The sequence below is a fragment of the Bradyrhizobium frederickii genome (assembly GCF_004570865.1).
Taxonomy (GTDB): Bacteria; Pseudomonadota; Alphaproteobacteria; order Rhizobiales; family Xanthobacteraceae; genus Bradyrhizobium; species Bradyrhizobium frederickii.
The window spans coordinates 77,575-102,008 of record NZ_SPQS01000020.1 but is presented as its reverse complement, the minus strand read 5'-3'; the positions used below and the strand labels follow the sequence as shown (position 1 = coordinate 102,008).

General features: G+C 64.6%; 27 protein-coding genes. 18 read left to right on the top strand and 9 right to left on the bottom strand.

What is annotated here, in order from left to right:
* Position 1: 1 nt before the first annotated feature.
* From urtD to E4K64_RS29300, 13 genes are all read left to right on the top strand, one after another.
* Positions 2-763: an urea ABC transporter ATP-binding protein UrtD gene (gene urtD / locus E4K64_RS29360; RefSeq protein WP_135166590.1), complete on the top strand. Its 762-nt coding sequence runs from the start codon at positions 2-4 to the stop codon at positions 761-763.
* Between the two features lie 3 nt (positions 764-766).
* Entirely contained in the window at positions 767-1,462 is a 696-nt protein-coding gene (urtE, locus tag E4K64_RS29355) for an urea ABC transporter ATP-binding subunit UrtE (protein WP_135166589.1), read from the top strand.
* A gap of 31 nt (positions 1,463-1,493) precedes the next feature.
* Entirely contained in the window at positions 1,494-2,324 is an 831-nt protein-coding gene (locus E4K64_RS29350) for an urease accessory protein UreD (RefSeq protein WP_135166587.1), read from the top strand.
* Between the two features lie 37 nt (positions 2,325-2,361).
* On the top strand, positions 2,362-2,664 hold the full coding sequence (locus E4K64_RS29345) for an urease subunit gamma (protein WP_007605424.1): 303 nt from the start codon (positions 2,362-2,364) through the stop codon (positions 2,662-2,664).
* Between the two features lie 130 nt (positions 2,665-2,794).
* Positions 2,795-3,100 carry an urease subunit beta gene (locus E4K64_RS29340; protein WP_135166586.1) on the top strand — a complete coding sequence of 102 codons (306 nt, stop codon included), beginning with the start codon at positions 2,795-2,797 and terminating at the stop codon, positions 3,098-3,100.
* A 117-nt stretch (positions 3,101-3,217) separates the two neighbouring features.
* Positions 3,218-3,685, top strand: a complete 468-nt coding sequence (locus tag E4K64_RS29335) for an endonuclease domain-containing protein (RefSeq protein ID WP_235884809.1) — start codon at positions 3,218-3,220, stop codon at positions 3,683-3,685.
* A gap of 2 nt (positions 3,686-3,687) precedes the next feature.
* Positions 3,688-4,227: an HD domain-containing protein gene (locus E4K64_RS29330; protein ID WP_135166583.1), complete on the top strand. Its 540-nt coding sequence runs from the start codon at positions 3,688-3,690 to the stop codon at positions 4,225-4,227.
* A 34-nt stretch (positions 4,228-4,261) separates the two neighbouring features.
* Positions 4,262-5,977, top strand: a complete 1,716-nt coding sequence (ureC, locus tag E4K64_RS29325; protein ID WP_135166582.1) for an urease subunit alpha — start codon at positions 4,262-4,264, stop codon at positions 5,975-5,977.
* A 126-nt stretch (positions 5,978-6,103) separates the two neighbouring features.
* Positions 6,104-6,403, top strand: coding sequence for a putative quinol monooxygenase (locus E4K64_RS29320; RefSeq protein ID WP_018318764.1), 300 nt, complete (start codon positions 6,104-6,106; stop codon positions 6,401-6,403).
* An 11-nt stretch (positions 6,404-6,414) separates the two neighbouring features.
* Positions 6,415-7,056 carry an urease accessory protein UreE gene (ureE, locus tag E4K64_RS29315; protein WP_135166580.1) on the top strand — a complete coding sequence of 214 codons (642 nt, stop codon included), beginning with the start codon at positions 6,415-6,417 and terminating at the stop codon, positions 7,054-7,056.
* On the top strand, positions 7,037-7,765 hold the full coding sequence (locus E4K64_RS29310; RefSeq protein WP_126259811.1) for an urease accessory protein UreF: 729 nt from the start codon (positions 7,037-7,039) through the stop codon (positions 7,763-7,765). Before ureE ends, E4K64_RS29310 begins: the two co-directional genes overlap by 20 nt.
* 42 nt (positions 7,766-7,807) lie before the next feature.
* Positions 7,808-8,431 (top strand): urease accessory protein UreG, encoded by a 624-nt coding sequence (gene ureG, locus E4K64_RS29305; protein ID WP_126259745.1) that lies wholly within the window; start codon positions 7,808-7,810, stop codon positions 8,429-8,431.
* 295 nt (positions 8,432-8,726) lie between these two features.
* Entirely contained in the window at positions 8,727-10,388 is a 1,662-nt protein-coding gene (locus tag E4K64_RS29300; protein WP_135166579.1) for a CHASE domain-containing protein, read from the top strand.
* A 97-nt stretch (positions 10,389-10,485) separates the two neighbouring features.
* Here the strand turns inward: E4K64_RS29300 and E4K64_RS29295 are convergent, their stop codons facing one another.
* The 5 genes from E4K64_RS29295 to E4K64_RS29275 all read right to left on the bottom strand — a co-directional run bounded on the left by E4K64_RS29295 (position 10,486) and on the right by E4K64_RS29275 (position 14,610).
* Positions 10,486-11,097, bottom strand: coding sequence for a TetR/AcrR family transcriptional regulator (locus tag E4K64_RS29295; protein ID WP_430642536.1), 612 nt, complete (start codon positions 11,095-11,097; stop codon positions 10,486-10,488).
* Positions 11,098-11,177: 80 nt separating this feature from the next.
* Positions 11,178-12,320 (bottom strand): OpgC domain-containing protein, encoded by a 1,143-nt coding sequence (locus E4K64_RS29290; protein ID WP_135166577.1) that lies wholly within the window; start codon positions 12,318-12,320, stop codon positions 11,178-11,180.
* Positions 12,321-12,497: 177 nt separating this feature from the next.
* Positions 12,498-12,953: a hypothetical protein gene (locus tag E4K64_RS29285; RefSeq protein ID WP_135166576.1), complete on the bottom strand. Its 456-nt coding sequence runs from the start codon at positions 12,951-12,953 to the stop codon at positions 12,498-12,500.
* A gap of 94 nt (positions 12,954-13,047) precedes the next feature.
* Complete coding sequence (locus E4K64_RS29280; RefSeq protein ID WP_135166575.1) at positions 13,048-13,419, bottom strand: ElaB/YgaM/YqjD family protein; 372 nt, start codon at positions 13,417-13,419, stop codon at positions 13,048-13,050.
* Positions 13,420-13,497: 78 nt separating this feature from the next.
* Positions 13,498-14,610 (bottom strand): AI-2E family transporter, encoded by a 1,113-nt coding sequence (locus E4K64_RS29275; RefSeq protein ID WP_167772323.1) that lies wholly within the window; start codon positions 14,608-14,610, stop codon positions 13,498-13,500.
* 208 nt (positions 14,611-14,818) lie between these two features.
* Here E4K64_RS29275 and E4K64_RS29270 point away from each other — a divergent pair, with 208 nt between their 5' ends.
* From E4K64_RS29270 to E4K64_RS29260, 3 genes are all read left to right on the top strand, one after another.
* Complete coding sequence (locus tag E4K64_RS29270) at positions 14,819-15,598, top strand: L,D-transpeptidase (RefSeq protein WP_135166573.1); 780 nt, start codon at positions 14,819-14,821, stop codon at positions 15,596-15,598.
* Between the two features lie 17 nt (positions 15,599-15,615).
* Positions 15,616-16,266, top strand: a complete 651-nt coding sequence (locus tag E4K64_RS29265) for a DUF2865 domain-containing protein (RefSeq protein WP_135166572.1) — start codon at positions 15,616-15,618, stop codon at positions 16,264-16,266.
* A 204-nt stretch (positions 16,267-16,470) separates the two neighbouring features.
* Entirely contained in the window at positions 16,471-16,626 is a 156-nt protein-coding gene (locus tag E4K64_RS29260; RefSeq protein WP_007599832.1) for a Thivi_2564 family membrane protein, read from the top strand.
* A 167-nt stretch (positions 16,627-16,793) separates the two neighbouring features.
* Here the strand turns inward: E4K64_RS29260 and E4K64_RS29255 are convergent, their stop codons facing one another.
* From E4K64_RS29255 to cysD, 4 genes are all read right to left on the bottom strand, one after another.
* On the bottom strand, positions 16,794-16,994 hold the full coding sequence (locus E4K64_RS29255) for a CsbD family protein (RefSeq protein ID WP_164718867.1): 201 nt from the start codon (positions 16,992-16,994) through the stop codon (positions 16,794-16,796).
* 144 nt (positions 16,995-17,138) lie between these two features.
* Positions 17,139-19,304, bottom strand: coding sequence for a malate synthase G (locus tag E4K64_RS29250; protein ID WP_135166571.1), 2,166 nt, complete (start codon positions 19,302-19,304; stop codon positions 17,139-17,141).
* Between the two features lie 403 nt (positions 19,305-19,707).
* A complete protein-coding gene (gene cysC, locus E4K64_RS29245; protein WP_135166569.1) occupies positions 19,708-21,624 on the bottom strand; it encodes an adenylyl-sulfate kinase in 1,917 nt (638 codons plus the stop codon).
* Between the two features lie 21 nt (positions 21,625-21,645).
* On the bottom strand, positions 21,646-22,440 hold the full coding sequence (gene cysD, locus E4K64_RS29240) for a sulfate adenylyltransferase subunit CysD (RefSeq protein ID WP_126259757.1): 795 nt from the start codon (positions 22,438-22,440) through the stop codon (positions 21,646-21,648).
* 245 nt (positions 22,441-22,685) lie between these two features.
* Here cysD and cysG point away from each other — a divergent pair, with 245 nt between their 5' ends.
* Positions 22,686-24,110, top strand: coding sequence for a siroheme synthase CysG (gene cysG, locus E4K64_RS29235; RefSeq protein WP_135166567.1), 1,425 nt, complete (start codon positions 22,686-22,688; stop codon positions 24,108-24,110).
* Positions 24,107-24,424 (top strand): DUF2849 domain-containing protein, encoded by a 318-nt coding sequence (locus E4K64_RS29230; RefSeq protein ID WP_135166566.1) that lies wholly within the window; start codon positions 24,107-24,109, stop codon positions 24,422-24,424. The genes cysG and E4K64_RS29230 overlap by 4 nt, the downstream gene beginning before the upstream one ends.
* Positions 24,425-24,434: the final 10 nt, after the last annotated feature.

Here is a 24,434-nt window from a genome sequence, read left to right as displayed (position 1 = left end):
GATGAACGTCATGGACAACCGCGCAACGTCCGCGATGCTCTATCTCGACGGCGTGCACGTCTCGTTCGACGGCTTCCACGCCATCAACAATCTGTCGCTGACGCTCGAGCCCGGCGAGATGCGCGCCATCATCGGCCCGAACGGCGCCGGCAAGACCACGATGATGGACATCATCACCGGCAAGACCAAGCCGGACGAGGGCACCGTGCTGTTCGACGGCGTCACCGATTTGACGCGGCTCGACGAGACCCGCATCGCCGAGCTCGGCATCGGCCGTAAATTCCAGAAACCGACCGTGTTCGAGAGCCAGACCGTGCAGGACAACCTCCTGCTGGCGCTCAACGTCGACCACAGCGTCAAGGGCACGCTGTTCTGGCGCGGCAGCAAAGCCGAGTCCGAGCGCATCGACAAGGTTCTGGAGACGATCCGCCTCACCGACGCCCGCAACCGCCTTGCCGGCAGCCTCAGCCACGGCCAGAAGCAATGGCTGGAGATCGGCATGCTGCTGGCGCAGGATCCGAAGCTGCTTCTCGTCGACGAGCCCGTCGCGGGGATGACCGACGTCGAGACGCATCTGACCGCCGAGCTGCTGAAAGAGATCAACAAGACCCATACCGTGATGGTCGTCGAGCACGACATGACGTTCGTGCGCGAGCTCGGCGTCAAGGTCACCTGCCTGCATGAAGGCACCGTGCTGGCGGAGGGAACCATCGACCAGGTTTCGTCCAACGAGCGGGTCATCGAAGTCTATCTGGGACGCTGAGCGATGCTTGAGGTCAAGGACATCAACCTGTTCTACGGCGCCGCGCAGGCGCTGCGCGGCGTCTCCATCTCGGCCGAGCCGGGCAAGGTGACCTGCGTGCTCGGGCGCAACGGCGTCGGCAAGACCTCGCTGCTGCGCGCCATGGTCGGGCAATATCCGATCTCCTCGGGTGCGATCGTGTTTGACGGCAGCGACATCACGGGTCTGAAACCCTATGAGCGCGCCCGCAAGGGCATCGGTTTCGTGCCGCAGGGCCGCGAGATCTTTCCGCTGCTGACGGTCGAGGAAAACCTCAAGACCGGCTTCGGCCCGCTCAAGCGCGAGGACAAGCACATTCCGGACGACGTGTTCTCGCTGTTCCCGGTGCTGCAATCGATGCTGGGCCGGCGCGGCGGCGATCTCTCCGGCGGCCAGCAGCAGCAGCTCGCGATCGGCCGTGCGCTGGTGATGCGGCCAAAACTGCTGCTGCTCGACGAGCCGACCGAGGGCATCCAGCCCTCGATCATCAAGGATATCGGCCGCGCCATCTCTTACCTGCGCAACCTCGGCAACATCGCCATCGTGCTCGTCGAACAATATCTCGACTTTGCCTGCGAACTCGGCGACAGTTTCGCGGTGATGGATCGCGGCGCGGTGAAATTCACCTGCGACCGCGCCAACCTCGACGCGAGCGAGATCAGCCGCCAGATGGCGCTGTAGACCAACCTGCCGCGACCGGCTGGGGAGACGGATGCGCAGCGACGCTTTGGCGACATCTTCTGTGTTCGAGGCCAACCGCGCCCGCGGTGCCGTGCGCTTCGAGGTACACGCCCGTGAGGGCGCGACGCGGCGCGGCGCCTTGCATGAATCCGGCTCGCTCCGTGTCCGCTTTCCCTCGCCGGAAGATCAGGGCCTGTCCGGCGTGTTCGTCAACACGGCCGGCGGCGTTGCCGGCGGCGACAGTTTCGATATCGACGTCACGGCGGGCGAGGGCTCGCGCCTGACCTTGACCACCGCGGCCGCCGAAAAGGTCTATCGCGCACCGGGCCCGGCGGCGCAGCTCAACATCGCTTTGCAGGTCGGTGCGGAGGCGCATTTGTCCTGGCTGCCGCAGGAAACCATCCTGTTCGACCGGGCCCGGGTGCAGCGCCGTTTCGACATCGCGCTCGACGAGACCGCCTCGCTCCTGCTCTGCGAGATCGTCGTGTTCGGCCGCACCGCCATGGGCGAGCGGATGGAGCAGGGCGAGTTCGTCGACCGCTGGCGGCTGAGGCGTGGCGGCCGGCTGGTGTTCGCCGAGACGGTTCGGCTCGACGGCGACATCGGCGCAAAGCTCGCGCGATCGGCCATTGCCAAAGGCGGCGCCGCGATCGGTACGGCCCTGATCGTGCCCGGCGACGAGGCCTTGGTCGAGCGCATTCGCGAAGCGTCGGAATCTTTCGCCGGCGAGGTCGGAATCTCGGCCTGGAATGGCGTTGCAATGGCGCGGTTCTGTGCCCAAGATGCGGCGCGTTTGCGCGCCGACATGATGGCCGTGCTGGCGCGCACCGGCGCGGCCCTGCCGCGGCTCTGGCTGAATTGACTGGCCGAATTGACGAATTGAACGGAAGAGATTCTGCATGAACCTGTCTCCCCGCGAAAAGGACAAGCTTCTGATCTCGATGGCGGCCATCGTGGCGCGCCGCAGGCTGGATCGCGGCGTCAAGCTCAACCATCCCGAGGCGATCGCCATCATCTCCGATTTCATCCTCGAGGGCGCGCGCGACGGCCGCACCGTGGCCGAGCTGATGCAATCCGGCGCGCAGGTTTTGACCCGCGACCAGGTGATGCCGGGAATCCCCGAGATGATTCACGACATCCAGGTCGAGGCGACGTTTCCTGACGGCACCAAGCTCGTCACCGTGCACGAGCCGATCCGTTGAAGCGCGAAACTGTATCAGCATCGTCATGCCCGGGCTTGTCCCGGGCATCCACGACTTTCAACCAAGCGGCCCCACGTGGATGGCCGGGACGAGCCCGGCCATGACGCAGCGGAGCAAGACGAGGTAGCACATGATTCCCGGCGAACTCTTCATCCAGGACGGCGAGATCGAGCTCAATGCCGGCCGCAAGACATTCACGCTGACGGTGGCCAATACCGGCGACCGTCCGATCCAGGTCGGCTCGCACTACCATTTCTTCGAGACCAACCCGGCGCTGAAATTCGACCGCAAGAAGGCCCGCGGCATGCGCCTCGACATTGCCGCCGGCACCGCCGTCCGCTTCGAGCCCGGCCAGACCCGCGACGTGCAACTCGTGGCCTTGGCCGGCAAGAAGACGATCTACGGTTTCCGCGGCGACGTCATGGGGAAGCTGTGACATCCCGAGGAACGAGCGCGGCGCGGCACGGTTGAGGCGAGTGCAGTGATCGACAGTGAGGTGAGCACGCCGGTCAGGCTCCCTCCCCCCTTGCGGGGGAGGGTTGGGGAGAGGGGTATGCCACACGACGAGGTCCCTCAGTTCCAAAGAACCCGCGCCAAACGACTGAGGCGCGAGATGACTCGCGCCGAGACGTTGCTGTTGCGCTACCTCAAGGCGGATCGACTCGCGGGCTCGGCCTTTCGTCGCCAGACTCCCATGGGCAATTACATCGCCGATTTCGTCGCGCATTCCTGCAAGCTCATCGTTGAACTCGATGGTGAAAGCCACGACTTCGAAGAACGTATCCAGCATGACGAACGGCGCGACGCGTGGTTCGGATCCCGCGGCTATCGGGTGCTTCGCTTCACCAATGACGACGTGATGAAGAACCTGGAGGGCGTTGTTCTTTCCATCCTCGAAGCAGCGGAGCAAGCGGCACCCCTCTCCCTAACCCTCCCCCGCAAGGGGGAAGGGAACCCGTCCAGCGATGCGTCCCTGACTGACGACAAAAGTGGCGCGTCTCCCGGTGTCGAGGAGGCATGATCATGCTGTCCCCCATCCGCCTCATCTCCGAAGCTGCTGACCTCGCCGCGCGCCGGCACAACGGCATGGCGCGGAAAGGGCGCGGGAACGAACCTTACATCAATCACCTCGCCGAGGTCGCGAATCTGCTTGCGACCGCGACTGATGGCGCCGATGCCGAATTGGTCGCAGCCGGGTGGCTGCACGATACAATCGAAGACACCGACACCACGTGCAAGGAGCTTGCGCAGATATTCTCGGAGCGAGTGGCTTCCCTCGTCGTCGAATGCACCGACGACATGAGCCTGCCGAAGGCCGAGCGGCGGCGGAAGCAGATTGAAGACGCTCCGCACAAATCTCCCGGCGCAAAGCTGATCAAGATCGCCGACAAGATCAGCAATACCGGGGCGCGGATTCAAACCGATCCGAGTGCCGAGGAGCGCGACGATCTCGCCGACTACGTCGGGTGGGCCACGCAGGTCGTGGCGGGTTGCCGCGGCGGCAATGCGTGGCTCGACGAAAGATTCGATGATGCCGTGAAGGCAGCGAGGGCGCTGCTATGACCCACCAGACATTCCAACGCAAGCGGGGCTCGTGATGTCCGTCAAAATAAAGCGTTCCGTCTATGCCGACATGTTCGGCCCGACCACCGGCGACAGGGTGCGGCTGGCCGACACCGACCTCATCATCGAGGTCGAGAAGGATTTCACCACGTATGGCGAGGAGGTGAAATTCGGCGGCGGCAAGGTGATCCGCGACGGCATGGGCCAGTCGCAGGTGACCAACAAGCAGGGTGCGGCCGATACCGTCATCACCAATGCGCTGATCGTCGACCATTGGGGCATCGTGAAGGCCGATGTCGCGATCAAGGACGGCATGATCGCAGGCATCGGCAAGGCCGGCAATCCCGACATTCAGCCGGGCGTCACCATCATCATTGGTCCCGGGACCGACGTGATCGCGGGTGAAGGCAAGATCCTCACGGCCGGCGGCTTCGACAGCCACATCCATTTCATTTGCCCGCAGCAGATCGAGCACGCGCTGATGTCGGGCGTCACCTCGATGCTGGGCGGCGGCACCGGTCCCTCGCACGGCACCTTCGCCACCACCTGCACGCCGGGGCCCTGGCACATCGCGCGGATGATCCAGTCGTTCGACGCCTTCCCGGTCAATCTCGGCATTTCCGGCAAGGGTAACGCCTCGCGGCCCGCAGCGCTGGTCGAGATGATCAAGGCCGGCGCATGCGCGCTGAAGCTGCACGAGGACTGGGGCACGACGCCGGCTGCGATCGACAATTGCCTGTCGGTCGCCGACGCTCACGACATCCAGGTGATGATCCACACCGACACGCTGAACGAGTCCGGCTTCGTCGAGGACACCATCAAGGCGTTCAAGGGCCGCACCATCCATGCCTTCCACACCGAAGGCGCCGGCGGCGGTCATGCCCCCGATATCATCAAGGTCGCCGGCCTGAAGAACGTGCTGCCGTCCTCGACCAACCCGACGCGCCCCTTCACCCGCAACACCATCGATGAGCATCTCGACATGCTGATGGTGTGCCACCATCTCGATCCCTCGATCGCCGAAGACCTGGCATTTGCCGAAAGCCGCATCCGCAAGGAAACCATCGCCGCGGAGGACATCCTGCACGATCTCGGCGCGCTCTCGATGATGTCCTCGGACTCGCAGGCGATGGGCCGTCTCGGCGAGGTCATCATCCGGACCTGGCAGACCGCCGACAAGATGAAGAAGCAGCGTGGCTCCCTGCCGCAGGACAAGGGCAAGGACAACGACAATTTCCGCGTCAAGCGCTACATCGCCAAGTACACGATCAATCCCGCCATCGCCCACGGCGTGTCGAAGCTGATCGGCTCGGTGGAGAAGGGCAAGCTGGCCGACCTCGTGCTGTGGTCGCCGGCCTTCTTCGGCGTCAAGCCGGACTGCATCGTCAAGGGCGGCACGATCGTCGCGGCTCCCATGGGCGATCCCAACGCATCGATCCCGACGCCGCAGCCGGTGCACTACCAGCCGATGTTCGGCGCCTTCGGCAAGGCGCGCACGGCGTCCTCCGTGGTGTTCACCTCCAAAGCCGCGATCACCGGTGGTCTGGCGCGAAGGCTCGGCATCGAAAAGAAGCTCTATCCAGTCCAGAACACCCGCGGCAAGATCTCGAAAAAGAGCATGATCCACAACGACGCCACGCCCGACATCGAGGTCGATCCGGAGACCTACGAGGTGCGTGCCGACGGCGAGCTGCTCACCTGTGCACCCGCCGAGGTGCTGCCCATGGCACAGCGTTATTTCATGTACTGAAATAGCGCCTCAACGCATGTCCCCGGCGGACGTCCGGGGACGGCTTTTGCCGTTTTGCGTTCGATCCCGCCTGGTCTAATGTCCGCCCGGTATTGAACCCTAGAAGAAAAGCCGGGAGGATTCCTCGTGATCTACGTCGTTGCCACCTTGACCATCAAGCCCGAAACGCGCGCCGAATTCATTGCAGCCGCCACCGCCTGCATCAAGGAGACGCGGAAGGAGCCCGGCAATATCGCCTACGATCTGCACGAGAGCGTCACCGATCCTGCCAAGATGGTGTTCGTCGAGCAGTGGGAGAACGCCGAGGCGCTGGTGCCGCATCGTGGCATGGAGCATATGAAGACGTTCGGCCGCGTCGCGGTGAAGTGCTTCACGGCGCCGCCGAAGATCGAGGTGATCACGCCCGAGAAGGTCGAGACACGGTAACGAGGTAGAGCATGATCCGGGCGACGCAGGTAAAGGGGCAGCACCGCTTCACGGAAGCGCCGGCGGACACGGTCGTGCTCGATTTCGACGATCGGCACCGCCGCCGCATGGCGATGACGGGCACGCGGGGGCTCGAATTCCTGCTCGACCTCGAGCACGCCACGGCGCTGCGCGGCGGCGACGCGCTGGTGCTCGATGACGGCCGGTTGGTCGAAGTGGTCGCGGCGCCCGAGCCGCTGCTGGAAATCCGCGGCCGCGATCCGCATCACCTCATTCGGGTCGGCTGGCATCTCGGCAATCGCCATCTGCCGACGCAGATCATGGCGAAAGCCTTGCGCATTCGCCGCGATCACGTCATCGAGGCCATGGTGAAGGGCCTCGGCGCGCGCGTGATCGAGATCGAAGCCCCGTTCGATCCCGAAGGCGGCGCCTATGCAGATGCCGGTCATGCGCATGGACACGACGACCACGCGCATCACGATCACGGGCACCGTCATGATCATGGCCACGATCACCATGATCACCACGGCCATGATCACCACGACCATCATGGTCATGCCGCACATGACCACGGTCACGATCATCACCATGACGAGCATTGCGACCACCCCGATCATCATCATGGCCACAAGCATGCTCATGACCACAAATGAGCCGATCAGCGCCGGTGGCCTCGACGAGGGCGAGGCGGCGGCGCTGTATCGGCTGATGACCTGGCTGTCGCCGGCATTCCCGGTCGGCGGCTTTTCCTATTCCAGCGGCATCGAATGGGCGGTGGAGGCGGGCGATATCGTCGATATTGCAACGCTGGCCGACTGGCTCGACGCGATGCTCGGTGACGGTTCCGGCTTTTGCGACGCGACGTTTCTGGTCCACGCCTATCGCGCGGCGGAGGCGGGCGACCAGGCCGTTTTGAACGATATCGCCGAGCTTGCCGCGGCCTTCGTGCCCTCGCGTGAGCGGCAGCTGGAGACGAGCTCGCAAGGCCGTGCCTTCATCGACATCACCCGTGCCGCGTGGAATGCCGACGGGCTGGATGCCATGGTTGCAGCATGCCGCACGCCGATGGTCTATCCTGTCGCCGTCGGCGTCGTCGCAGCTCAGCACGGCGTTCCGCTGGCGCCGACGCTGCACGCGTTCCTGCATGCGCTGGTCTCGAACTGGATTTCTGCGGCCAGCCGGCTCATTCCGCTCGGCCAGACCGACAGCCAGCGCGTGCTGGTGAGGCTGGAAGCCGCCGTGACCGCGACTGCCGATCGCGCGCTGAACGCGACATTGGACGATCTTGGCAGCGCGACCTTCCGCGCCGATCTCGCCAGCCTGCGCCACGAGACACAATATACGCGGCTGTTCCGGTCGTGAGAGCGCGGCGTCTTTAACCCCCATCGAGAGAGAGCGAGTTGCATGTCGAAATCTCACGGCCCCTTGCGTGTCGGCGTCGGCGGTCCGGTCGGATCGGGCAAGACCCAGCTGATGGACCTGCTCTGCAAGGCCATGCGCGAGCGCTATGACATCGCCGCGATCACCAACGACATCTACACCAAATGGGATGCGGAATTCCTGGTGCGTTCGGGCTCGCTGACGCCGGACCGCATCGCCGGTGTCGAGACCGGCGGCTGTCCGCACACCGCGATTCGCGAAGATGCCTCGATGAATCTGGCTGCTGTCGCGGACATGCGCGCCAAATTTCCCGGGCTCGATCTCGTGCTGATCGAGTCCGGCGGCGACAATCTCGCTGCCACTTTTTCCCCGGAGCTGGCCGACCTCACCATTTATGTGATCGACGTCGCCGCCGGGGACAAGATCCCCTCCAAGGGCGGCCCCGGCATCACCCGGTCCGATCTTCTGGTCATCAACAAGATCGACCTCGCCCCCCATGTCGGCGCCTCCCTGGAGAAGATGGACACGGACGCCAGGCGCATGCGCGGCGAGCGTCCTTTCGTCATGACCAACCTGAAGAAGAGCCAGGGGCTCGAGCGCATCGTCGACTTCATTGAAGCCAAGGGCGGCTTGAACCGGGCTGGCTGACGGCGCGACCACTTGGCGCACGCGTTTTTCGCCGTTAACCTTGGGGTCGAGCCGCAACTACGGAACAAATTTCGGACACGGCGATTGGTTACCTCCGGCGCCCCGGGCAATCCATCCTGGCCGGACCATCGGCCGGGCCGATTAAGCTTGTCAGGCGACCTACGTTGCGTACCGATGTCTCCTCCTTCATTATCTCTGCCACTGGGGTCCACCCTGTTTCGGCACATGGCCGTTCGAGCGGCGTTCATATGCTCCCTGTTCGTTGCCGACCTCCCGCTTTGGCCTGAGTAGTCGCGTGGTCCGGCTGGGTTTCATCATCGGTTTCATCGCACTGCTTGGAGCCCTGCTCTCCGGGCTTGCAGCCTATCGCGTCCACGACCAGGAACTGGCGCTGGACCGGATCGCGCTCGCGCGCGCGATCGACGTTCATGCCAGCCTGGTCCAGGACCGGCTCACCGAGCGCGAACTGCTCGCGCGCGTCGCCTCGGGCCTGTTCCGCAGGCCGTCCGTGATCAAGCCGAACATGTTGGAGCCGCTGCGCTCGGCCATCTACGCCTTCAAGACGGATTTCGTGGTGGCCGGCTGGATCGCCCGGCTGAAGCCGGACGAGCTGACCGCGGCGCAGGAGGCCATTGAGGGCGCCGGCTTCCCGAATCCGAAAATCCGCAGCTATGACGACAAGCCGATCAATCCGGCCGAGATCACCGCGCCGATCGACGTGCTGCTGGATCTCGAGCCGCGCAGTGACGAGACCAAGGCTCTGCCGGGCCGCAGTTACGACCAGGACCCGGTTCTCAGCGCCATGCTGACACGCGCCCGGACCGAGAAAAAGTCGGTGGCTTCGGACCCGCTTCCGCTGCTGCACGGGAACGGGCCCGTCGGCGTCATCGTGGCTGCGCCCGTCATTCCCGAAGGGGCGACCGAGCCGGCCGGTTTCATCACGTTCTCCTACGAGCTGGCCTCGCTGATGCTGACCAATGACGACATGTCGTTGTTCTCGGTCGCGCTCAGGGATCCGCGCAAGGAAGGCGGCGAGCTGATCGCCAACGACCAAGGCGTGGTCTCGACGCGCAGTGCGGCGGCGGACGGACCGGCGCCGTCGGCGATGCGCACGGTGAGCTTCGGAGGCCGCGATTGGCAGCTCGGCTATTACGCCAAGACCAACTCGGTGCGCCGTGCCGAGCAGACCGCGATCATCGTGGCGGCCATCGGCTTTGCGATCACTGCGATGGTGTGCGGTCTGTTCGGCTATGTTGCCTACAACAATCTGCGGCTCAGTCGGGAAATCCAGGTCAGAATCGGCTTCGAGCGCCGGCTGACCGCGGTGATCGACGAGCTCAACCACCGGGTCAAGAATATCCTGGCCGTGATCCAGTCGATCGTGACGCGCACCTTGCGCCATGGCGCGGACATCGACGTCGCCCGCGAGCTCCTGATCGGGCGCATCCACGCCATGTCCAACGTGGTCTCGCTGCTCAGCGAGAGCCAGTGGCAGGGCGTGAAGCTGAAGGGCCTGTTCGAGGCGCGTGCCATCCCGCATGCCGACCGCATCGCCGTCACCGGTCCCGATATCGCGGTCAGCGCGCGCGCGGCGCAGAGCCTGTCGCTGCTGTTCTTCGAGCTCGCCTCGCATTCCGACGAAGGCCTGTCGCTGGTCGGAAAGCATCCGCACATCACTGCGAACTGGACGGTGACGGGCGAGGGGAGCGAGGAGATCTTCAATTTTCGCTGGGAGGAGTTCAACACCAGCGAGGCGACTCGCCGCCCCGATTCCGATTTCGGCCTGATCCTGCTCGACCGTGTCGCCCCTGAGGCGCTCGGCGGCACCGCCAAGCGCTATTTCACCGACGTCTCCTACGTCTATGAGCTGACCGCGCCGATGGAGACGGTGGTCGACATGTCCGAACGCGATCGCACGGACAAGATCTCGGCTCCGGTGCGGCCTGCCCGCGGCTAAAGCATGATCCGGAAAAGTGCGCAGCGGTTTTCCGAAAAGATCATGCTTAAACAACAACCTAAAGCGCGATGACGATTCATCCTAGTCGCATCGCGCTTTAATCTTTCGGCCGCAAGATCAGATCGACCAGATTGCGCGCGTAGCCAGGCGTGATCGGCGCGATGCCGAAGACGTAGCGGTAGAACAGGCTGCCGTAGATCGCATCGTAGAGATCCTCGGCCGGGCCTTCGGCCAGGATGCTGCCGTCGTTCTGGCCCGCCGCGATCATCTCCACCAGCGCGTCGCGACGGAATTGCAGATAGCGGGCGTAGAACAGTTCGGCGGAGCCGGTCTTGGAAATGCATTCGGAGATGACGGCGAGTTGCACCTTGCCGAACTCGCCCTGGAGCGCCTCGGCATAGGCCACGGCATGACGGCGCGCGCGCGCCGCCGGGCTGCCGGAGCTCGCCGGGGGCAGCGGCAGCATCTGCGCGGCATGTCGAAGAAAGGCGTCGATCAAGAGCGCCTCGCGCGACGGCCACCATTTGTAGATCGTCATCTTGGAGACGCCGGAGTGGCGGGCGACGGCGTCGATGGTGGTGGCCGCAAGGCCGGTGGACGCCATCAGCGCATAGGCGCTTTCGAGAATGGCGTTGCTGGTCTCGATCGATCGCGGTCGGCCGCGCCGGGGGGCGCTGTCGGCCCCGTCACCCCCGCCATTCACCGTCACCACGCCCGGTCTCCTCGCGCACCCGCTCCAGCTTCGGGATAGCGCAGCCGCGGCGGCCGGCCTAGGAAAATCGCGTCGCGCTAGGCCTGCTGCCGCAAGGCCTTGGGCAGATCCTGCCACTTCGACCAGGCGACATAATAGGCCACCGCGGTCATCGCGGCGAATCCGGCGAGGCTCACCACGATCTGCATCGCGACCAGATTGGCGCTGGTGATCAGGATGAGATGTCCGGCAAAGGACAGGAACACTCCAACGCAGAACACGGCAAGCCATTCCTCGCCGCATCTGATGACCGCCTGGAGCGGCTTCAAACTCAGGCCGGGGTGATCGGCCGGAACGAGATGAGTCGCGAGGAAGGCGAGTGCGAGGAAGTGAACCACGCGATAGGGCGCGAGGTTTTCCTTGTCGGTCGGTGCGATGCTGTCGAGGAGAAGGTCCGGCAGGTAATGGGACAATTGCGGCGAATGGCGCAGCAAGGTGACGGCCATCGCGAATACCAGATAGGTCCCGGCGAGTATCCGTAGCCACGGCATGTCGCGTAGCGCGCGCCCCGATGCGCCTGTCACGGCGAACCAGCCTCCGAGCACCATCAGCATCTGCCAGCAGAGCGGATTGAAGGTCCATTCCTGATCCGGATAGACCCGAAAATTCCAGTCGAACCAGCGCGCGGCAAGATACAGCGCGACCGATGCCGCCAGCGTCACGTTCGGCCGCCGCAACAGGCCCCACAGGGCGAAGGGAAAGAAGGCCATCAGCGGGATCATCAATTGCAGGAGGTCGAGGTTAAGCGGCTCCTCCAGGAGCACGAGGCCGCGGACCAGGATGCGCAGCGGGTGATCGAGGATCCCCGAGATGTTGTATTCGTGGATGATTTCCGGCGCCATCGACTGCGAGGCGACGTAGGCGATGGTATCGATGTAAATCACGAACAGCACGACATAGGCGGCATAGAGCCGCCAGACGCGATGGAAGATGCGCGTTGCGGCGACGAGATAGCCGCGCTCCAGCGCCATTCGGCCGTGGATGACCGCGACGCCATAACCGACCACGAATACGAACAGGTCGGCGGCGCCGCTGAAGCCGAAGTTGCGCAGCGTCAGCAGGTTGACGATGTTGTTCGGGATGTGGTCGACGAAGATCGACCAGTTGGCGATGCCGAGCGTCAAATACAGCCTGGCGTCATGACGGAATGCGGCAAGGTTTGCCTGGACGGACGGTTTCATTGAGTAAATTAGCTTTGAGAATCAGGTTGACGCTTTTAGCGGCAACCGGCTGCCCATCCGAGTAGCGTTTGCGTGAGTGATGGTCGGGCGCTCAAAATCATGCAAAATCGGGCAAATAAATACCGCCGCGGGCCCGCGCGCGTCTTGCGACGAAATATTCTTGACGTAATCCCGTGCTTACTCGGCCGGTTCGGCCGATACTTCGTCGGGCATGCCGGCGCGGCTCGCGAGGATGCCGAGGGCGACACCGCCGATCGCCAGGATCGGCAACAGCCGCTTGACGCCGATGGCGCGAACGATCTGGAGCCCGGTGGCGAGCAGCATGGGGTCCGCGAGCATGCTCGAGGCCGCCGACTTCGCGGCGCGCTCGGCCGCGATCTGGGCTTGCTTGCGCAGCTCGCGCTTGTAGGCCCAGTAGCTCACTGCCGCGGCCAGGGTCAGGAGGAAGAAAACGCCGGCACCCGCGAGGCAGGCTTGCACCGGACCATATGTATTGAGCACGGAGATGAATGCCGCCGCGCACAGGAAGCACGTGGTGATGAACAGCGCGAACGCCGCGCCTGCGGCCAGGGAGGTCAGCCGCACAGTCGTGCCCGTGGATGCGCTGATCCCGTCGATGATGCGCTGAAACATGGCCCTTGCTCCTCAAATCCCCACAAGCCTATCCGTCCACAAGCCGGCATCGGCGGCGCGGTCGCGCCGCCGTTCCAAAGCCCCCTCGCGCATTCTACCGGCGCCAGGCGGCGCCGATCAGGAAGCCGATCCCGAGCGCAAGTCCGACGGTCACGAGCGGCCGCTGCGTGATCGCGTCTTCGAGCGTCTCCTCGATCGATCCATAGGCCTCCTGGGCCGCGTCCATCATTGCACTGCCGCGCTCCGACATGTCGTCCATCGCGGTGTCGACATTCTCGCGCGCCTGGCGGTAGCCGCGGCGGGCCTGCTTGCTGGTGGAATTGGCAAAGGTGTTGAGCGCGTCGGTGATCTGGTCGGTAAGGGCGGCGATATCGCTTTTCACGGCTGCTACATCCTTTTCGAGGCGTTCTCTGGTGGCTTTGTCGGTCCAGTCTTTCATCCCGGCTTCGGCACTGGTCGTGGACATCGGGAGCTCCGAACTGTTGACGGCTGCGATAGCCGGAAAACGTTTCGTCACCGGGGAAGTTCCGTTCGCGGAAACCGGTCAGTCCTGCGGCAGCTGCGGCGAATCCGCCGGCAACAGGTGCTCCTTGAGGATCAGCGCGACGATCAGGAGCGGCGACGACAGGAACGCGCCCATCGGGCCCCACATCCAGGTCCAGAATGCCAGCGCGAGCAGGACTGCAAGTGCATTCAGCGCGAGCCGCCTGCCGATGATGGTCGGGGTGATGAAGTGCCCTTCCAGAAAGGTAAGCCCGCCGAAGGCCAGTGCCGCCATCAGGCCGCCGCCGATGGTCGGGAAGGCAACCAACCCGACCAGGACCAGCACCACGAACATCGCGACCGGCCCGATGATCGGGATGAAGTTGAGCGTTGCTGCGAGCGCGCCGAGCCCGGCGGGATTGGGCATGCCGGTGAGCGCGCAGATGAGACCGGTGGCGACGCCGACGCCGACGTTGATGAGGGTCACGGTCAGGAGATAATTGCCGAGATGCTCCTCGATCTCGTTGAGAATCCGGAGCGTGCGAAGCCGCGCGTCACGATCGCCGAAGTTCATGATCATGGCGCGCCGCAAGTCGCGCCAGCTGGCGATGAACAGGATCAGGGTGACGAAGAACAGCAGGAATTCGGTGAAGGTCGGTGACAGGAATTCCAGCGTCGGCTGCACCCACTCGACCTTCGGCATATGGAAGCTCGGCAACCCTTCGGAGCCGCCGAGCATGGCTTGCGTCTCTCGCCACAGCGAAAGCGGCCGGTCGAACACGTGCAATTTGTCCTTTAATCGCGCGCCGAGCTCCGGCAGGCGCGTGCTCCACTCGAATACCGGCGAGGCGATCAGCGCCACGACGAAGGCGACCACTGCGGTCCCGACGACCACGATCAGAACGGCACCGACCGCGCGCGGGACCTTGTACCGCTCCAGGAAGCCCGCCGCGGGCGACAGCATGGTGCCGGTGACGAACGCCATCACCACAGGCAGGAAGAACGCCCTTCCGACGTAGAGCACGGTGACGACGGCAATCAGCAACAGACCTGCGAGCGCAAAGGCGACGAACTCGGTGCGCCGGATCACCGGCGGCAGCTCGACACGGCTGTCGGGAAGCGGGTCGCCTGCGCTGTTGCCGGGAATCAAACTTTCACTCGGAAGGACGCGCACAATCTCTCTCCCGCACGGAAGCCTCGCACCGCGCGCCCATTGGTGACGGATAATGCGCGAGCCGTACGCCGGTTCCATCGCGGCTTCGTGAAGCGGTGCTCTCTTGACTGTGACAAGGATGCCGCGCGCCGCGCTGGAACTTGGGCCGCCCCCGCGGAGTTCATGGGAAGGCGCATCACCCTGGTGCACACATCCCACGGGGCAGCACATGACAAAGTTCTCTGCAGTCCGTCGCAGCTCTTCGCCGCGCGTCGTCACCGCATTCGCCATCGCAACCGTTCTGCTCGGAGTGCCGTTCGGCGGCGCGAGCGCACAGACGTTCGGTTATAGCCCGATGCAGCTGCAATCGTACCCGCAGGATCAAGGCTACTCGCAGGGTTACGTCAACGGGGCGCCGCAGGCGGCCGACGACGAAGATGCCCAGCTCCCCGATCGCCTGCGCAAGCAGATCGTCGGCTTCGACCGCAGCGAGCCGGCCGGCACCATCGTGATCGACACCAATAATACCTATCTCTACTACGTGCTCGGCAACGGCCGCGCCATTCGCTATGGCGTCGGCGTCGGCCGCGAAGGCTTTACCTGGTCCGGTGTGCAGAGCGTCAGCCGCAAGGCGGAGTGGCCGGACTGGCATCCGCCGGCCGAGATGATCGCGCGTCAGCCCTATCTGCCGCGCTTCGTCGCCGGCGGCCCCGGCAACCCGCTCGGGGCACGTGCGATGTATCTCGGCTCCAGCCAATACCGCATCCACGGCACCAACGATCCCTCCACGATCGGCAAGTTCGTCTCCTCCGGCTGCATCCGCATGACCAACGAGGACGTCATCGACCTGTTCGGCCGCGTCAATGTCGGCGCCAGGGTCGTGGTGCTGCCGAAGAATGCGCCGCTGATGGCCCGGGGCGGCGACACCGTGCGCAAGCGTCCGGCCGTGACGACGCTGCCTTCGGGCAGGCACGCGCTGAATATCTCGGCGTCCTCGGCGGTGAACTAGGGCTTGAGCGAGGTGACATGAGCAGAGGTATGAACGGCAAGCTGGCTGCCGGTCTGGCAATCCTGGTGATTGCTGCCGCCGGCGTGGCTCAGACACCGTCGGCGCAAGCGGAGGATTTCTTCTCGGCCCTGTTCGGCGGCTTCCGGATGCGGCCGCCGCCCGAGATCCGGATGCCGTTCCCGAACGACGACATGCCACGCTACGACGCACCGCGCCAGCGCGCCTTCTATGGTGGCGGCACAGCCTATTGCGTGCGCGGTTGCGATGGTCGCTACTTCCCGGCGCAAGGCAATGATGCCGAGAGCAAGGCGCAATCCTGCAAGAGCTTCTGTCCGGCGTCAGAGACCTCGCTGGTCTATGGCAGCAACATCGACGACGCCACCACCGACAAGGGAAAATCCTATTCCGAATTGCCCAATGCGTACCGCTATCGCAACGAGATCGTCTCCGGCTGCACCTGCAACGGCAAGGATTCTGTCGGGCTGGCGCAGGTCAAGGTCGAGGACGATCCGACGCTGCGCAAGGGCGACATCGTCGCCGGCGCCGATGGTCTCGTGGTCGCCAGCCGCAACGCCAACGACCGCCGCGGCGTCGCGATGAACTTCTCGCCGCTGCCGGACTCGGTGCGCGCCAGATTCCGCCAGGTGCCGGTTGTGGCGAAGGAGTAGGCGGGACCGTGGCGCGCCGAAGCCTGGCGCCGTTCCTGACGGCGGCGATTTCGTTGACCTTGCCGATGATCTGGTGGATCGGGGCCGAAGCTAATCGGAGAGGTGCATATTTTTCTAGAAATTACAATGGGTTGCAGCGATGGAACCAGCGCAGGCGACAGGCGTTAGGATACTGGTCGCAATTTGCCTGAAGGGGGTCTCGCGATGCTGGTGGGCGTGCTCGTCACTTTTCTCGTCGTCATTCTCGTCCTTTATCTCATCAACATGCTGCCGATGGATGGTCGCGCCAAGCAGATCGCGCGCGTGGTCGTCATCATCATCGGGATCGTGTCCTTGTTGAAATATCTCGCGGTGTTCTAAAGCGCGATGCGATTAGGATGAATCGTCATCGCGCTTTAGGTTGTTGTTTAAGCATGATCTTTTCGGAAAACCGCTGCGCACTTTTCCGGATCATGCTTTAGCGACGGTACGGGGTATGCGTGCAACAAGAAGCCCCGGCGTGAGCCGGGGCTTCGTTTGCGTCCGCTTCAGTGCAGCGATTTGAGCCAGTCGTCGACGTCCTGCCGAACCTGGTCCTTGGCCTTGCCGTAGCGTTCCTGGAGCCGGCCCTCGAGCTGCTCGCGGCGGCCCTCGATCAAGCTGAGATCATCGTCAGTGAGCTTGCCCCATTTCTCCTTGGCCGAGCCCTTGAACTGCTTCCAGTTTCCTTCGATCCGATTCCAGTCCATGACCATCTCCCGTGGGGTTGATGGCCTGACAACGCGAGCGCCGCGCGGCCTGTTCCGCGGCCCGCCGCGACGTTTCGCCCGACAAAAAAGCCCCGGCGAGGCCGGGGCTTTTGACGCTTCTGTGACTTCGCTCAGCCGAGCTTTTTATCCAAGAGCCTTGGCCTCGCGGCGGCGCGCGGTGAGGATGTATTCGGTGTAGCCGTTCGGCTGCTCGCGCCCCTTGAAGATCAGGTCGCATGCGGCTTTGAAGGCGACGCCGTCGAAGGCGGGCGCCATCGGCCTGTAGATCGGATCGCCGGCGTTCTGCTTGTCGACGACGACTGCCATGCGCTTCAGCGATTCCATCACCTGCGCCTCGGTGATCACGCCCTGGTGCAGCCAGTTGGCGAGATGCTGGCTGGAGATGCGCAAGGTGGCGCGGTCCTCCATCAGCCCGACATCGTGGATGTCGGGGACCTTGGAGCAGCCGACGCCTTGATCGATCCAGCGCACGACATAACCGAGAATGCCCTGGCAGTTGTTGTCGATCTCCTGCTTGACGTCGTCGGGTGCCCAGTTCGACTTCGACACCGGAATGGTGAGGATGTCCGAGAGCTTTGCGCGCGGCCCGCCCTTGGTGAGTTCCTCCTGCCGCGCGGTCACGTTGACCTGGTGGTAGTGCAGCGCGTGCAGCGTCGCAGCGGTCGGCGAGGGTACCCAGGCGGTGGTGGCGCCGGCCTGCGGATGGCCAAGCTTCTGCGCCAGCATGTCCGCCATCTTGTCGGGCGCGGCCCACATGCCCTTGCCGATCTGGGCGTGGCCGGGCAGGCCACAGGTCAGGCCCATGTCGACGTTCCAGTCCTCATAGGCCTTGATCCAGGCCTGCGCCTTCATCTCGTTCTTGCGGATCATCGGGCCCGCTTCCATCGAGGTGTGGATCTCGTCGCCGGTCCGGTCGAGGAAGCCGGTGTTGATGAACATGATGCGCTTGGAGGCGCTCTGGATGCAGGCCTTGAGGTTGACGGTGGTGCGCCGCTCCTCGTCCATGATGCCGACCTTGAGCGTGTTCTCGGGGAGGCCCAGCATCTTCTCGACGCGGTCGAAGATCTCGCAGGTCAGCGACACCTCGTCCGGGCCGTGCATCTTCGGCTTGACGATATAGGCCGAGCCGGTGCGGCTGTTCTTGACCTTGGAATTGCCCTTGAGGTCGTGGATGGCGAGCAGGCCGGAGACGGCGGCATCGAGCAGGCCTTCCGGAATCTCCTCGCCGTTCTCGTCCAGCACCGCGTCGGTGAACATGTGGTGACCGCAATTGCGCATCAACAGCAGGCTGCGGCCGTGCAGCTTGAGCTCACCCTTGCCGTCGGGCGTCTTGTACAGGCGGTCGGCGTTGAGCGAGCGCGTCAGCGTCTTGCCGCCCTTCTCGAAGTCGGCCGACAGCGTGCCGTTCATCAGGCCCAGCGTATTGCGATAGACCAGCACCTTGTCCTCGGCATCGACAGCGGCAACTGAGTCCTCCATGTCGAGGATGGTGGAGACCGCGGCCTCCATGATCATGTCGGCGACGCCGGCCGGATCGTCCTTGCCGATCGCGCTGCTGCGGTCGATCTTGACCTCGACATGCAGGCCGTTGTTGACGAGCAGCACCGCGCTCGGGGAAGCCGCATCGCCCTGGAAGCCGGCGAACTGTGCCGCGTTCTTCAGCGCGGTGGCATTGCCGCTCTTCAGCTTCACCGCAAGCTGGCCCGCGACGACGCTGTAGGCGGTGACGTCGGTGTGGCTGCCGGTCGCGAGCGGCACGGCGGCGTCGAGGAACGCCTTGGCCTTGGCGATCACCTTGTCGCCGCGCGCCTTGTTGTAGCCCTTGCCGCTCTCGGCAGCGTCGTGCGGAATCGCGTCGGTGCCGTAGAACGCGTCATAGAGCGAGCCCCAGCGCGCGTTCGCCGCGTTCAGCGCGTAGCGCGCATTGGTGAGGGGGACGACAAGCTGCGGACCGCAGATCTTGCCGATCTCCTCGTCGACATTGGCGGTCTCGACCGTCTGGGTCGCCGGCTCCGGGACGAGATAGCCGATCTCCTTCAGGAAGGCGGTGTAGGCGTTGGGGTCGAAAGCCTTGCCCTTGTTGGCGCGGTGCCAGTCGTCGATCTTGGCCTGCAGCGTGTCGCGGACCGCGAGCAGCGCACGGTTCTTCGGCCCCAGATCCCTGACGATGGCGGCAAGTCCGGCCCAGAACGCATCCGGTGCGATCCCCGTTTTCGGGGCCGCTTCCTTCGCGATGAAATCAAACAGAACAGGGGCGATCTTCAATCCGTGGGCGTCGACGCGTTTCATGATGGGCTTTCTTGTTGGAAATGGCTGTTTTTGGCTGCTTTTGACCCGACAGCAGCAAAATGCGCCCACCAGGGGCGGCTTTCGGGGTCCTATTAGCCCCAAAACCGGGGCGGTGAGAAGACCCCCAGGAGCTTGTCAAAATGTCAAGACGAGGTCAGCGAGTTGCTGGTTCTACACTGATTGAGCCAGCTTGGCGCCGCGCGCACAACTGCGCTCCCTCCCCCCTTGCGGGGGAGGGCGGGGGAGAGGGGTAGCCAAGCAAAAGGTGCGTCGGAATTGACGAGGAAATCGGCTCACGCTGATGGAGAGTCCCCGTGTGAACCCCTCTCTCTAACCCTCCCCACAAGGAGGGAACGCACTGTCGGCGTGGTGACAGTGAGCGCGCCAACAAACAGCGTAGGCTTCAAATATTCGCGGCGAGGTCTACGGCCTCGTCGAACAGCACGCCTGTCCTTTTCAGCATCTGCTCGATCTCATCCGCTGCTTCCGCAACCGTCCGCTTCGAGGTGTCGATCACCAGCTCGGCCGCTTGCGGCACCTCGTAATCGTTGCCGATGCCGGTGAACGAGACCAGCGCGCCGGCGCGCGCCTTCTTGTAATGGCCCTTGGGATCGCGCTCCTCGCACACTTCGGCAGGCGTTGCGACGTGGATCTCGCGGAAGACGGTGTCGGCGATGCGGCGCGCGGTCGCGCGGTCCTCGCGGGCCGGCGAGACCGCGGCGACGATGGCGATGTGGCCGTTACGCGCCAGATGCGTCGCGACTTCCGCGAGGCGGCGGATGTTCTCGCTGCGGTCCGCGGCAGAGAAGCCGAGATCGCTGTTGAGGCCGGCGCGCAGCGTGTCGCCGTCGAGCAGGATCGGCGAGCCGCCATTGCTGAACAGCCGCCGCTCCAGTGCCTTGGCGAGTGTCGACTTGCCGGAAGCGGGCAGGCCGGTGAGCCAGACCACGGCACCATTGTGCTGATAGCGCGCGGAGCGTTCGTCGGGACGCAGGGCCGATTCCACCGGCACGATGTCGACGGGCACGGCGCGCTGTCCGGCGTCGACCGACAGCACCAGGCCGCCGCCGGCGATGCGGCCGGAGATCTCGATCACGAGCCGGCCGGTGCGCGGGTTCTCGGTGTAGGGATCGGTGGCAATCGGATTCGAAAGAGAAATATCGATCTCGCCGACATGGTTGCGACCGATCGCCTTGTTCTCGGTGCTCGACAGCTCGCCCGGATCGACCGCCTTCTCGATCGCCACCACGGTGGCGCGGCTTTCCTTCGGCCCGCAGCGAACCAGCAGCTGGTCGCCCTTGGCGAGCGGCTTGTCGTGCAGCCAGAAGATGCGCGCGCGCAGCCGCCGCGTCTCGCGCGGGGCGCTGCCGGCATGCGCGACGATGTCGCCGCGCTCGATGAACAATTCGCGGTCGAGCGTGATGCCGACCGAACGGCCGGCGCCTTGCCGGCCGGTGACCGGCGTCACCGGCCAGCTCTCGACCGTCCTGATCTTGGCGATCTTGCCGGCCGGCATGATCACGATCTCGTCGCCGGCCTTGAGGCTGCCGGACTCGATGCGGCCCGCCACGATGCGGCGGTCGTCGAACTTGTAGATCGCCTGCACCGGCAGGCGCAGCGCCAGCGCTTCCAGCGCCCGCGCCGGCTCGAGCCTGTCAAGCGCCTCGACCACGGTCGGGCCCTTGTACCAGCCGATCCGGTCGGTCCGCTCAGCGACGCCGTCGCCGTCGCGGGCGGAAATCGGAATCACCGCGGTGGGCGTCACGCCGAGGCCGCTCAGATGCGCGGAAATCTCGTCGCTGATCTCCTTGAAGCGATCGGCGGAAAAGTCGACGCGGTCCATCTTGTTGACGACGATCGCGACCTGCTTCACGCCGAGCAGATGCAGCAGATAACCGTGCCGTCGCGTCTGGTCGCGTACGCCTTCCAGCGCGTCGATGATCAGCACCGCGCCGTCGGCCTGCGAGGCGCCGGTGATCATGTTGCGCAGGAATTCGGCGTGGCCGGGCGCGTCGATCAGCACGATGTCGCGCGAATTGGTGCGGAAGCGAATCTGCGTGGTGTCGATGGTGATGCCCTGGTCGCGCTCCGTCTGCAGCGCATCGAGCAGGAACGACCATTCGAACGGCATGCCGCGCCGCGCGCTGACGGCTTTCAGCATGTCCAGCTTGCCGTCGGGCAGGCTGCCGGTCTCGTGCAAGAGGCGGCCGACCAGCGTCGACTTGCCGTGGTCGACATGGCCGACGATGACGATGCGCACTTGCGGACGGGTGGTGCCGTTCGGGGTCGCAGGCGAAGCGGGAGTGACGAGCATGTTCATGACCGCGATGCGTCCTTGAGGTCAGAGATAGCCGGCGACACGAAGGCGCTCGAAGGCATCCTCGGTCTCGTGGTCGAGCGCGCGCCCCGAGCGCTCCGGGACCTTGGTCTGCTCGAGCTCGATCAGGATCTCGTCGATGGTCGACGCGGTCGAGTTCACGGGGTTGGTGATGTCCTGATCGCCCAGCGAGCGGTAGCGCTTGCCGTCTTTCGACAGATAGAGCGGGATGATCGGGATGTTCTCACGCTTGGTGTAGGCCCAGATATCGGCCTCGGTCCAATGCAGGATCGGATGGATGCGCAAATGCGCGCCTTGCGGCGGCGAGGCGTTGAAATGATCCCAGAACTCCGGCGGCTGGTCGCGCACGTCCCAATTGCCTTCGAGGCCGCGCGGCGAGAACACGCGCTCCTTGGCGCGGGTCGCTTCCTCGTCGCGGCGGATGCCGGCGATTAGGCCGTCGAAGCCATACTTGGCGAGCGCCATCTTGAGGCCTTCGGTCTTGCGCGCGGCGGAGCGGGCGGCCGGCGGCAATGTCGGATCGACGGCATCGATGGGCGGGCAGGGCTCGACGCGCAGATCGAGATCCCACTCTTTGCCGTAATGATCGCGGAAGCGGTACATCTCCGGAAACTTCTTGCCGGTGTCGACATGAAGGGCCGGGAACGGCATCTTGCCGAAGAACGCCTTCCGCGCCAACCAGATCATGACGTTGGAGTCCTTGCCGAGCGACCACAGCAGCGCGATCTTCTTCAGCCGGGCGAAGGCCTCGCGGAAGATGTAGATGCTCTGCGCCTCGAGCTGGTCGAGATGGTCCATGCTCGGCGCAACATCGGCAGAAAATTTTTGCGAGCCCGCGCGTGCGAGGGGGGCTTTGCTGCTCATTCCGACAGAAGCGGAATCGTCCTTGAGAAGATGCATCTCTGCCACTTTGCGTTTGGAGGCGAAAATTCTATAGTTGCGATGCAGAAGAGAAGAAAAAATTTTCTCTTTGCGCGCTCGAAACGACACATATATAGAAAATAATTCCAGTCAACCCCGGATGTGGGGGAAGCGGGTATCGTATGCGGTTCTTGCCGGTATTCCTCGATCTCAAGGCCGGTCCGGTGGTTCTCATCGGCGCGGGCGAGCTTTTGCGCGCCAAGCTGCGCGTGCTCACCGCCGCCGGCGCGCGCATCCGCGTGCACGCGATCGACGGCAATCAGGACCTCGGCCTCGGCGCGGAAGATGCGGCGCGTATCGAAATCCTGACGGGCGATCCGCTCACCGCCGATCTCTCGGGTGTCATCGCCGTCGTCTGCGCGGGCGCCGGCGATGTCGGCGTGGCGATGTCGGTTCGCGCCAAGACGCTCGGCCTGCCTGTCAACGTCATGGACGATCTCGAACATTCGAGCTTCATCTTTCCGGCGATCGTCGATCGCGGTGATGTCGTGGTCGCGGTCGGCACCGGCGGCACCTCGCCGGTGGTGGCGCGGCGCGTGCGCGAGAAGATCGAGGCGCTGCTTCCGGCGCGCATCGGCGAACTCGCCGAGTTCATCGGCAGCTTCCGCAAATCCATCAACGAACGTATCGCCGAGTTTCCACTGCGTCGCCGCTTCTGGGAGCGGGTGATCGACGGTCCGATCGGTGCCGCCGTGCTCACCGGCCGCAAGATCGAAGCTGACGCCGCCCTCAATGCCATTTCCGATCCCTCCGAATTCGCCCGCGCGGACAAGCCGCAAGGCTCGGTGGCGCTGGTTGGCGCCGGTCCCGGCGATCCCGATCTTCTCACCATCAAGGCGCTGCGCGCGTTGCAGGACGCCGACATCGTCTTCCATGACGAGCTGGTCTCGGCCGAAATTCTCGACCGCATCCGCCGCGACACCACGCGCGTTGCCGTTGGCCGCCGCGTCGGCAAGCCCGGCATCGGCCAGGATGCCATCAACCAGCGCATGATCGAGGCCGCGCAAGCCGGCCAGCGGGTGGTGCGGCTGAAGGGCGGCGATCCCTTCGTGTTCGGGCGCGGCGGCGAAGAGATCGAAGCGCTGCGCGCTGCAGGTGTTCCCTATTCGATCGTTCCCGGCATCACCGCAGGCCTCGGCGGCGCCGCCGATTTCGAGGTGCCGCTCACCTACCGCCACGAGGCGACCCGCATCACCTTCCTCACCGCGCACAAGGCGCGCGACGCGGAAGCCGTGGACTGGTCGACGCTGACCGACACCAGGATGACCGTCGTCGTCTACATGGGCGCGTCCGCGGCACCCGCCGTGCGCGCGGGCCTGCTCGGTGCGGGCCGTTCGCCGGAGACGCCGGTCGGTGTGTTCGCCCGCGTCACGCGCCCCGATGCGCAAGGCGCGATCGGCACGCTTCGCGAACTTCCCGAGCTCGCACGGCGGGCCAATGGCGGTCCTGCCATTCTCATCATCGGCGAGGTGGTCCGGCATGCCGGTTCGCTTCGCCGCCAGACACCCAACCAAATCATCTCTGACCTATTGGATGCAGCCGAATGACCTCCCCACTCGAACAGAAGAAGATCAAGATCGCCGGCCCCTCGATCGTGACCGCCAACCGCACCTGGGACGGCATCGTGGTCTACCGCACCGCCGCCAAGAGCTGGTCCGCGGACCTCTCGGAAGCCGCGATCGTGCGCAACTCCGACGAGGCCAAGGCGTTGCTTGCGGAGTCCGTCGCCGATGACGTCGGCGCGATCGGCCCCTATATCGCCCCGGTGCAGGTCGGCGCGGACGGCAAGATCGAACCCGGCAATCTGCGCGAACAGATTCGCCGCACCGGTGTGACCATCGGACAGTCGGCCCAGGCTTAAGGCATCTTCT

Coding starts and splice junctions, on each gene's coding strand:
- cysG (WP_135166567.1), top strand. CDS start 22,686: ATGCGGTTCTTGCCGGTATTCCTCGATCTCAAGGCCGGTCCGGTGGTT.
- cysD (WP_126259757.1), bottom strand. CDS start 22,440: ATGGACCATCTCGACCAGCTCGAGGCGCAGAGCATCTACATCTTCCGC.
- E4K64_RS29345 (WP_007605424.1), top strand. CDS start 2,362: ATGAACCTGTCTCCCCGCGAAAAGGACAAGCTTCTGATCTCGATGGCG.
- E4K64_RS29330 (WP_135166583.1), top strand. CDS start 3,688: ATGCTGTCCCCCATCCGCCTCATCTCCGAAGCTGCTGACCTCGCCGCG.
- E4K64_RS29310 (WP_126259811.1), top strand. CDS start 7,037: ATGCTCATGACCACAAATGAGCCGATCAGCGCCGGTGGCCTCGACGAG.
- cysC (WP_135166569.1), bottom strand. CDS start 21,624: ATGAACATGCTCGTCACTCCCGCTTCGCCTGCGACCCCGAACGGCACC.
- ureC (WP_135166582.1), top strand. CDS start 4,262: ATGTCCGTCAAAATAAAGCGTTCCGTCTATGCCGACATGTTCGGCCCG.
- E4K64_RS29350 (WP_135166587.1), top strand. CDS start 1,494: ATGCGCAGCGACGCTTTGGCGACATCTTCTGTGTTCGAGGCCAACCGC.
- E4K64_RS29250 (WP_135166571.1), bottom strand. CDS start 19,304: ATGAAACGCGTCGACGCCCACGGATTGAAGATCGCCCCTGTTCTGTTT.
- E4K64_RS29290 (WP_135166577.1), bottom strand. CDS start 12,320: ATGAAACCGTCCGTCCAGGCAAACCTTGCCGCATTCCGTCATGACGCC.
- E4K64_RS29280 (WP_135166575.1), bottom strand. CDS start 13,419: ATGTCCACGACCAGTGCCGAAGCCGGGATGAAAGACTGGACCGACAAA.
- E4K64_RS29260 (WP_007599832.1), top strand. CDS start 16,471: ATGCTGGTGGGCGTGCTCGTCACTTTTCTCGTCGTCATTCTCGTCCTT.
- ureG (WP_126259745.1), top strand. CDS start 7,808: ATGTCGAAATCTCACGGCCCCTTGCGTGTCGGCGTCGGCGGTCCGGTC.
- E4K64_RS29285 (WP_135166576.1), bottom strand. CDS start 12,953: ATGTTTCAGCGCATCATCGACGGGATCAGCGCATCCACGGGCACGACT.
- E4K64_RS29230 (WP_135166566.1), top strand. CDS start 24,107: ATGACCTCCCCACTCGAACAGAAGAAGATCAAGATCGCCGGCCCCTCG.
- urtE (WP_135166589.1), top strand. CDS start 767: ATGCTTGAGGTCAAGGACATCAACCTGTTCTACGGCGCCGCGCAGGCG.
- E4K64_RS29255 (WP_164718867.1), bottom strand. CDS start 16,994: ATGGACTGGAATCGGATCGAAGGAAACTGGAAGCAGTTCAAGGGCTCG.
- E4K64_RS29340 (WP_135166586.1), top strand. CDS start 2,795: ATGATTCCCGGCGAACTCTTCATCCAGGACGGCGAGATCGAGCTCAAT.
- urtD (WP_135166590.1), top strand. CDS start 2: ATGAACGTCATGGACAACCGCGCAACGTCCGCGATGCTCTATCTCGAC.
- ureE (WP_135166580.1), top strand. CDS start 6,415: ATGATCCGGGCGACGCAGGTAAAGGGGCAGCACCGCTTCACGGAAGCG.
- E4K64_RS29265 (WP_135166572.1), top strand. CDS start 15,616: ATGAGCAGAGGTATGAACGGCAAGCTGGCTGCCGGTCTGGCAATCCTG.
- E4K64_RS29270 (WP_135166573.1), top strand. CDS start 14,819: ATGACAAAGTTCTCTGCAGTCCGTCGCAGCTCTTCGCCGCGCGTCGTC.
- E4K64_RS29335 (WP_235884809.1), top strand. CDS start 3,218: ATGCCACACGACGAGGTCCCTCAGTTCCAAAGAACCCGCGCCAAACGA.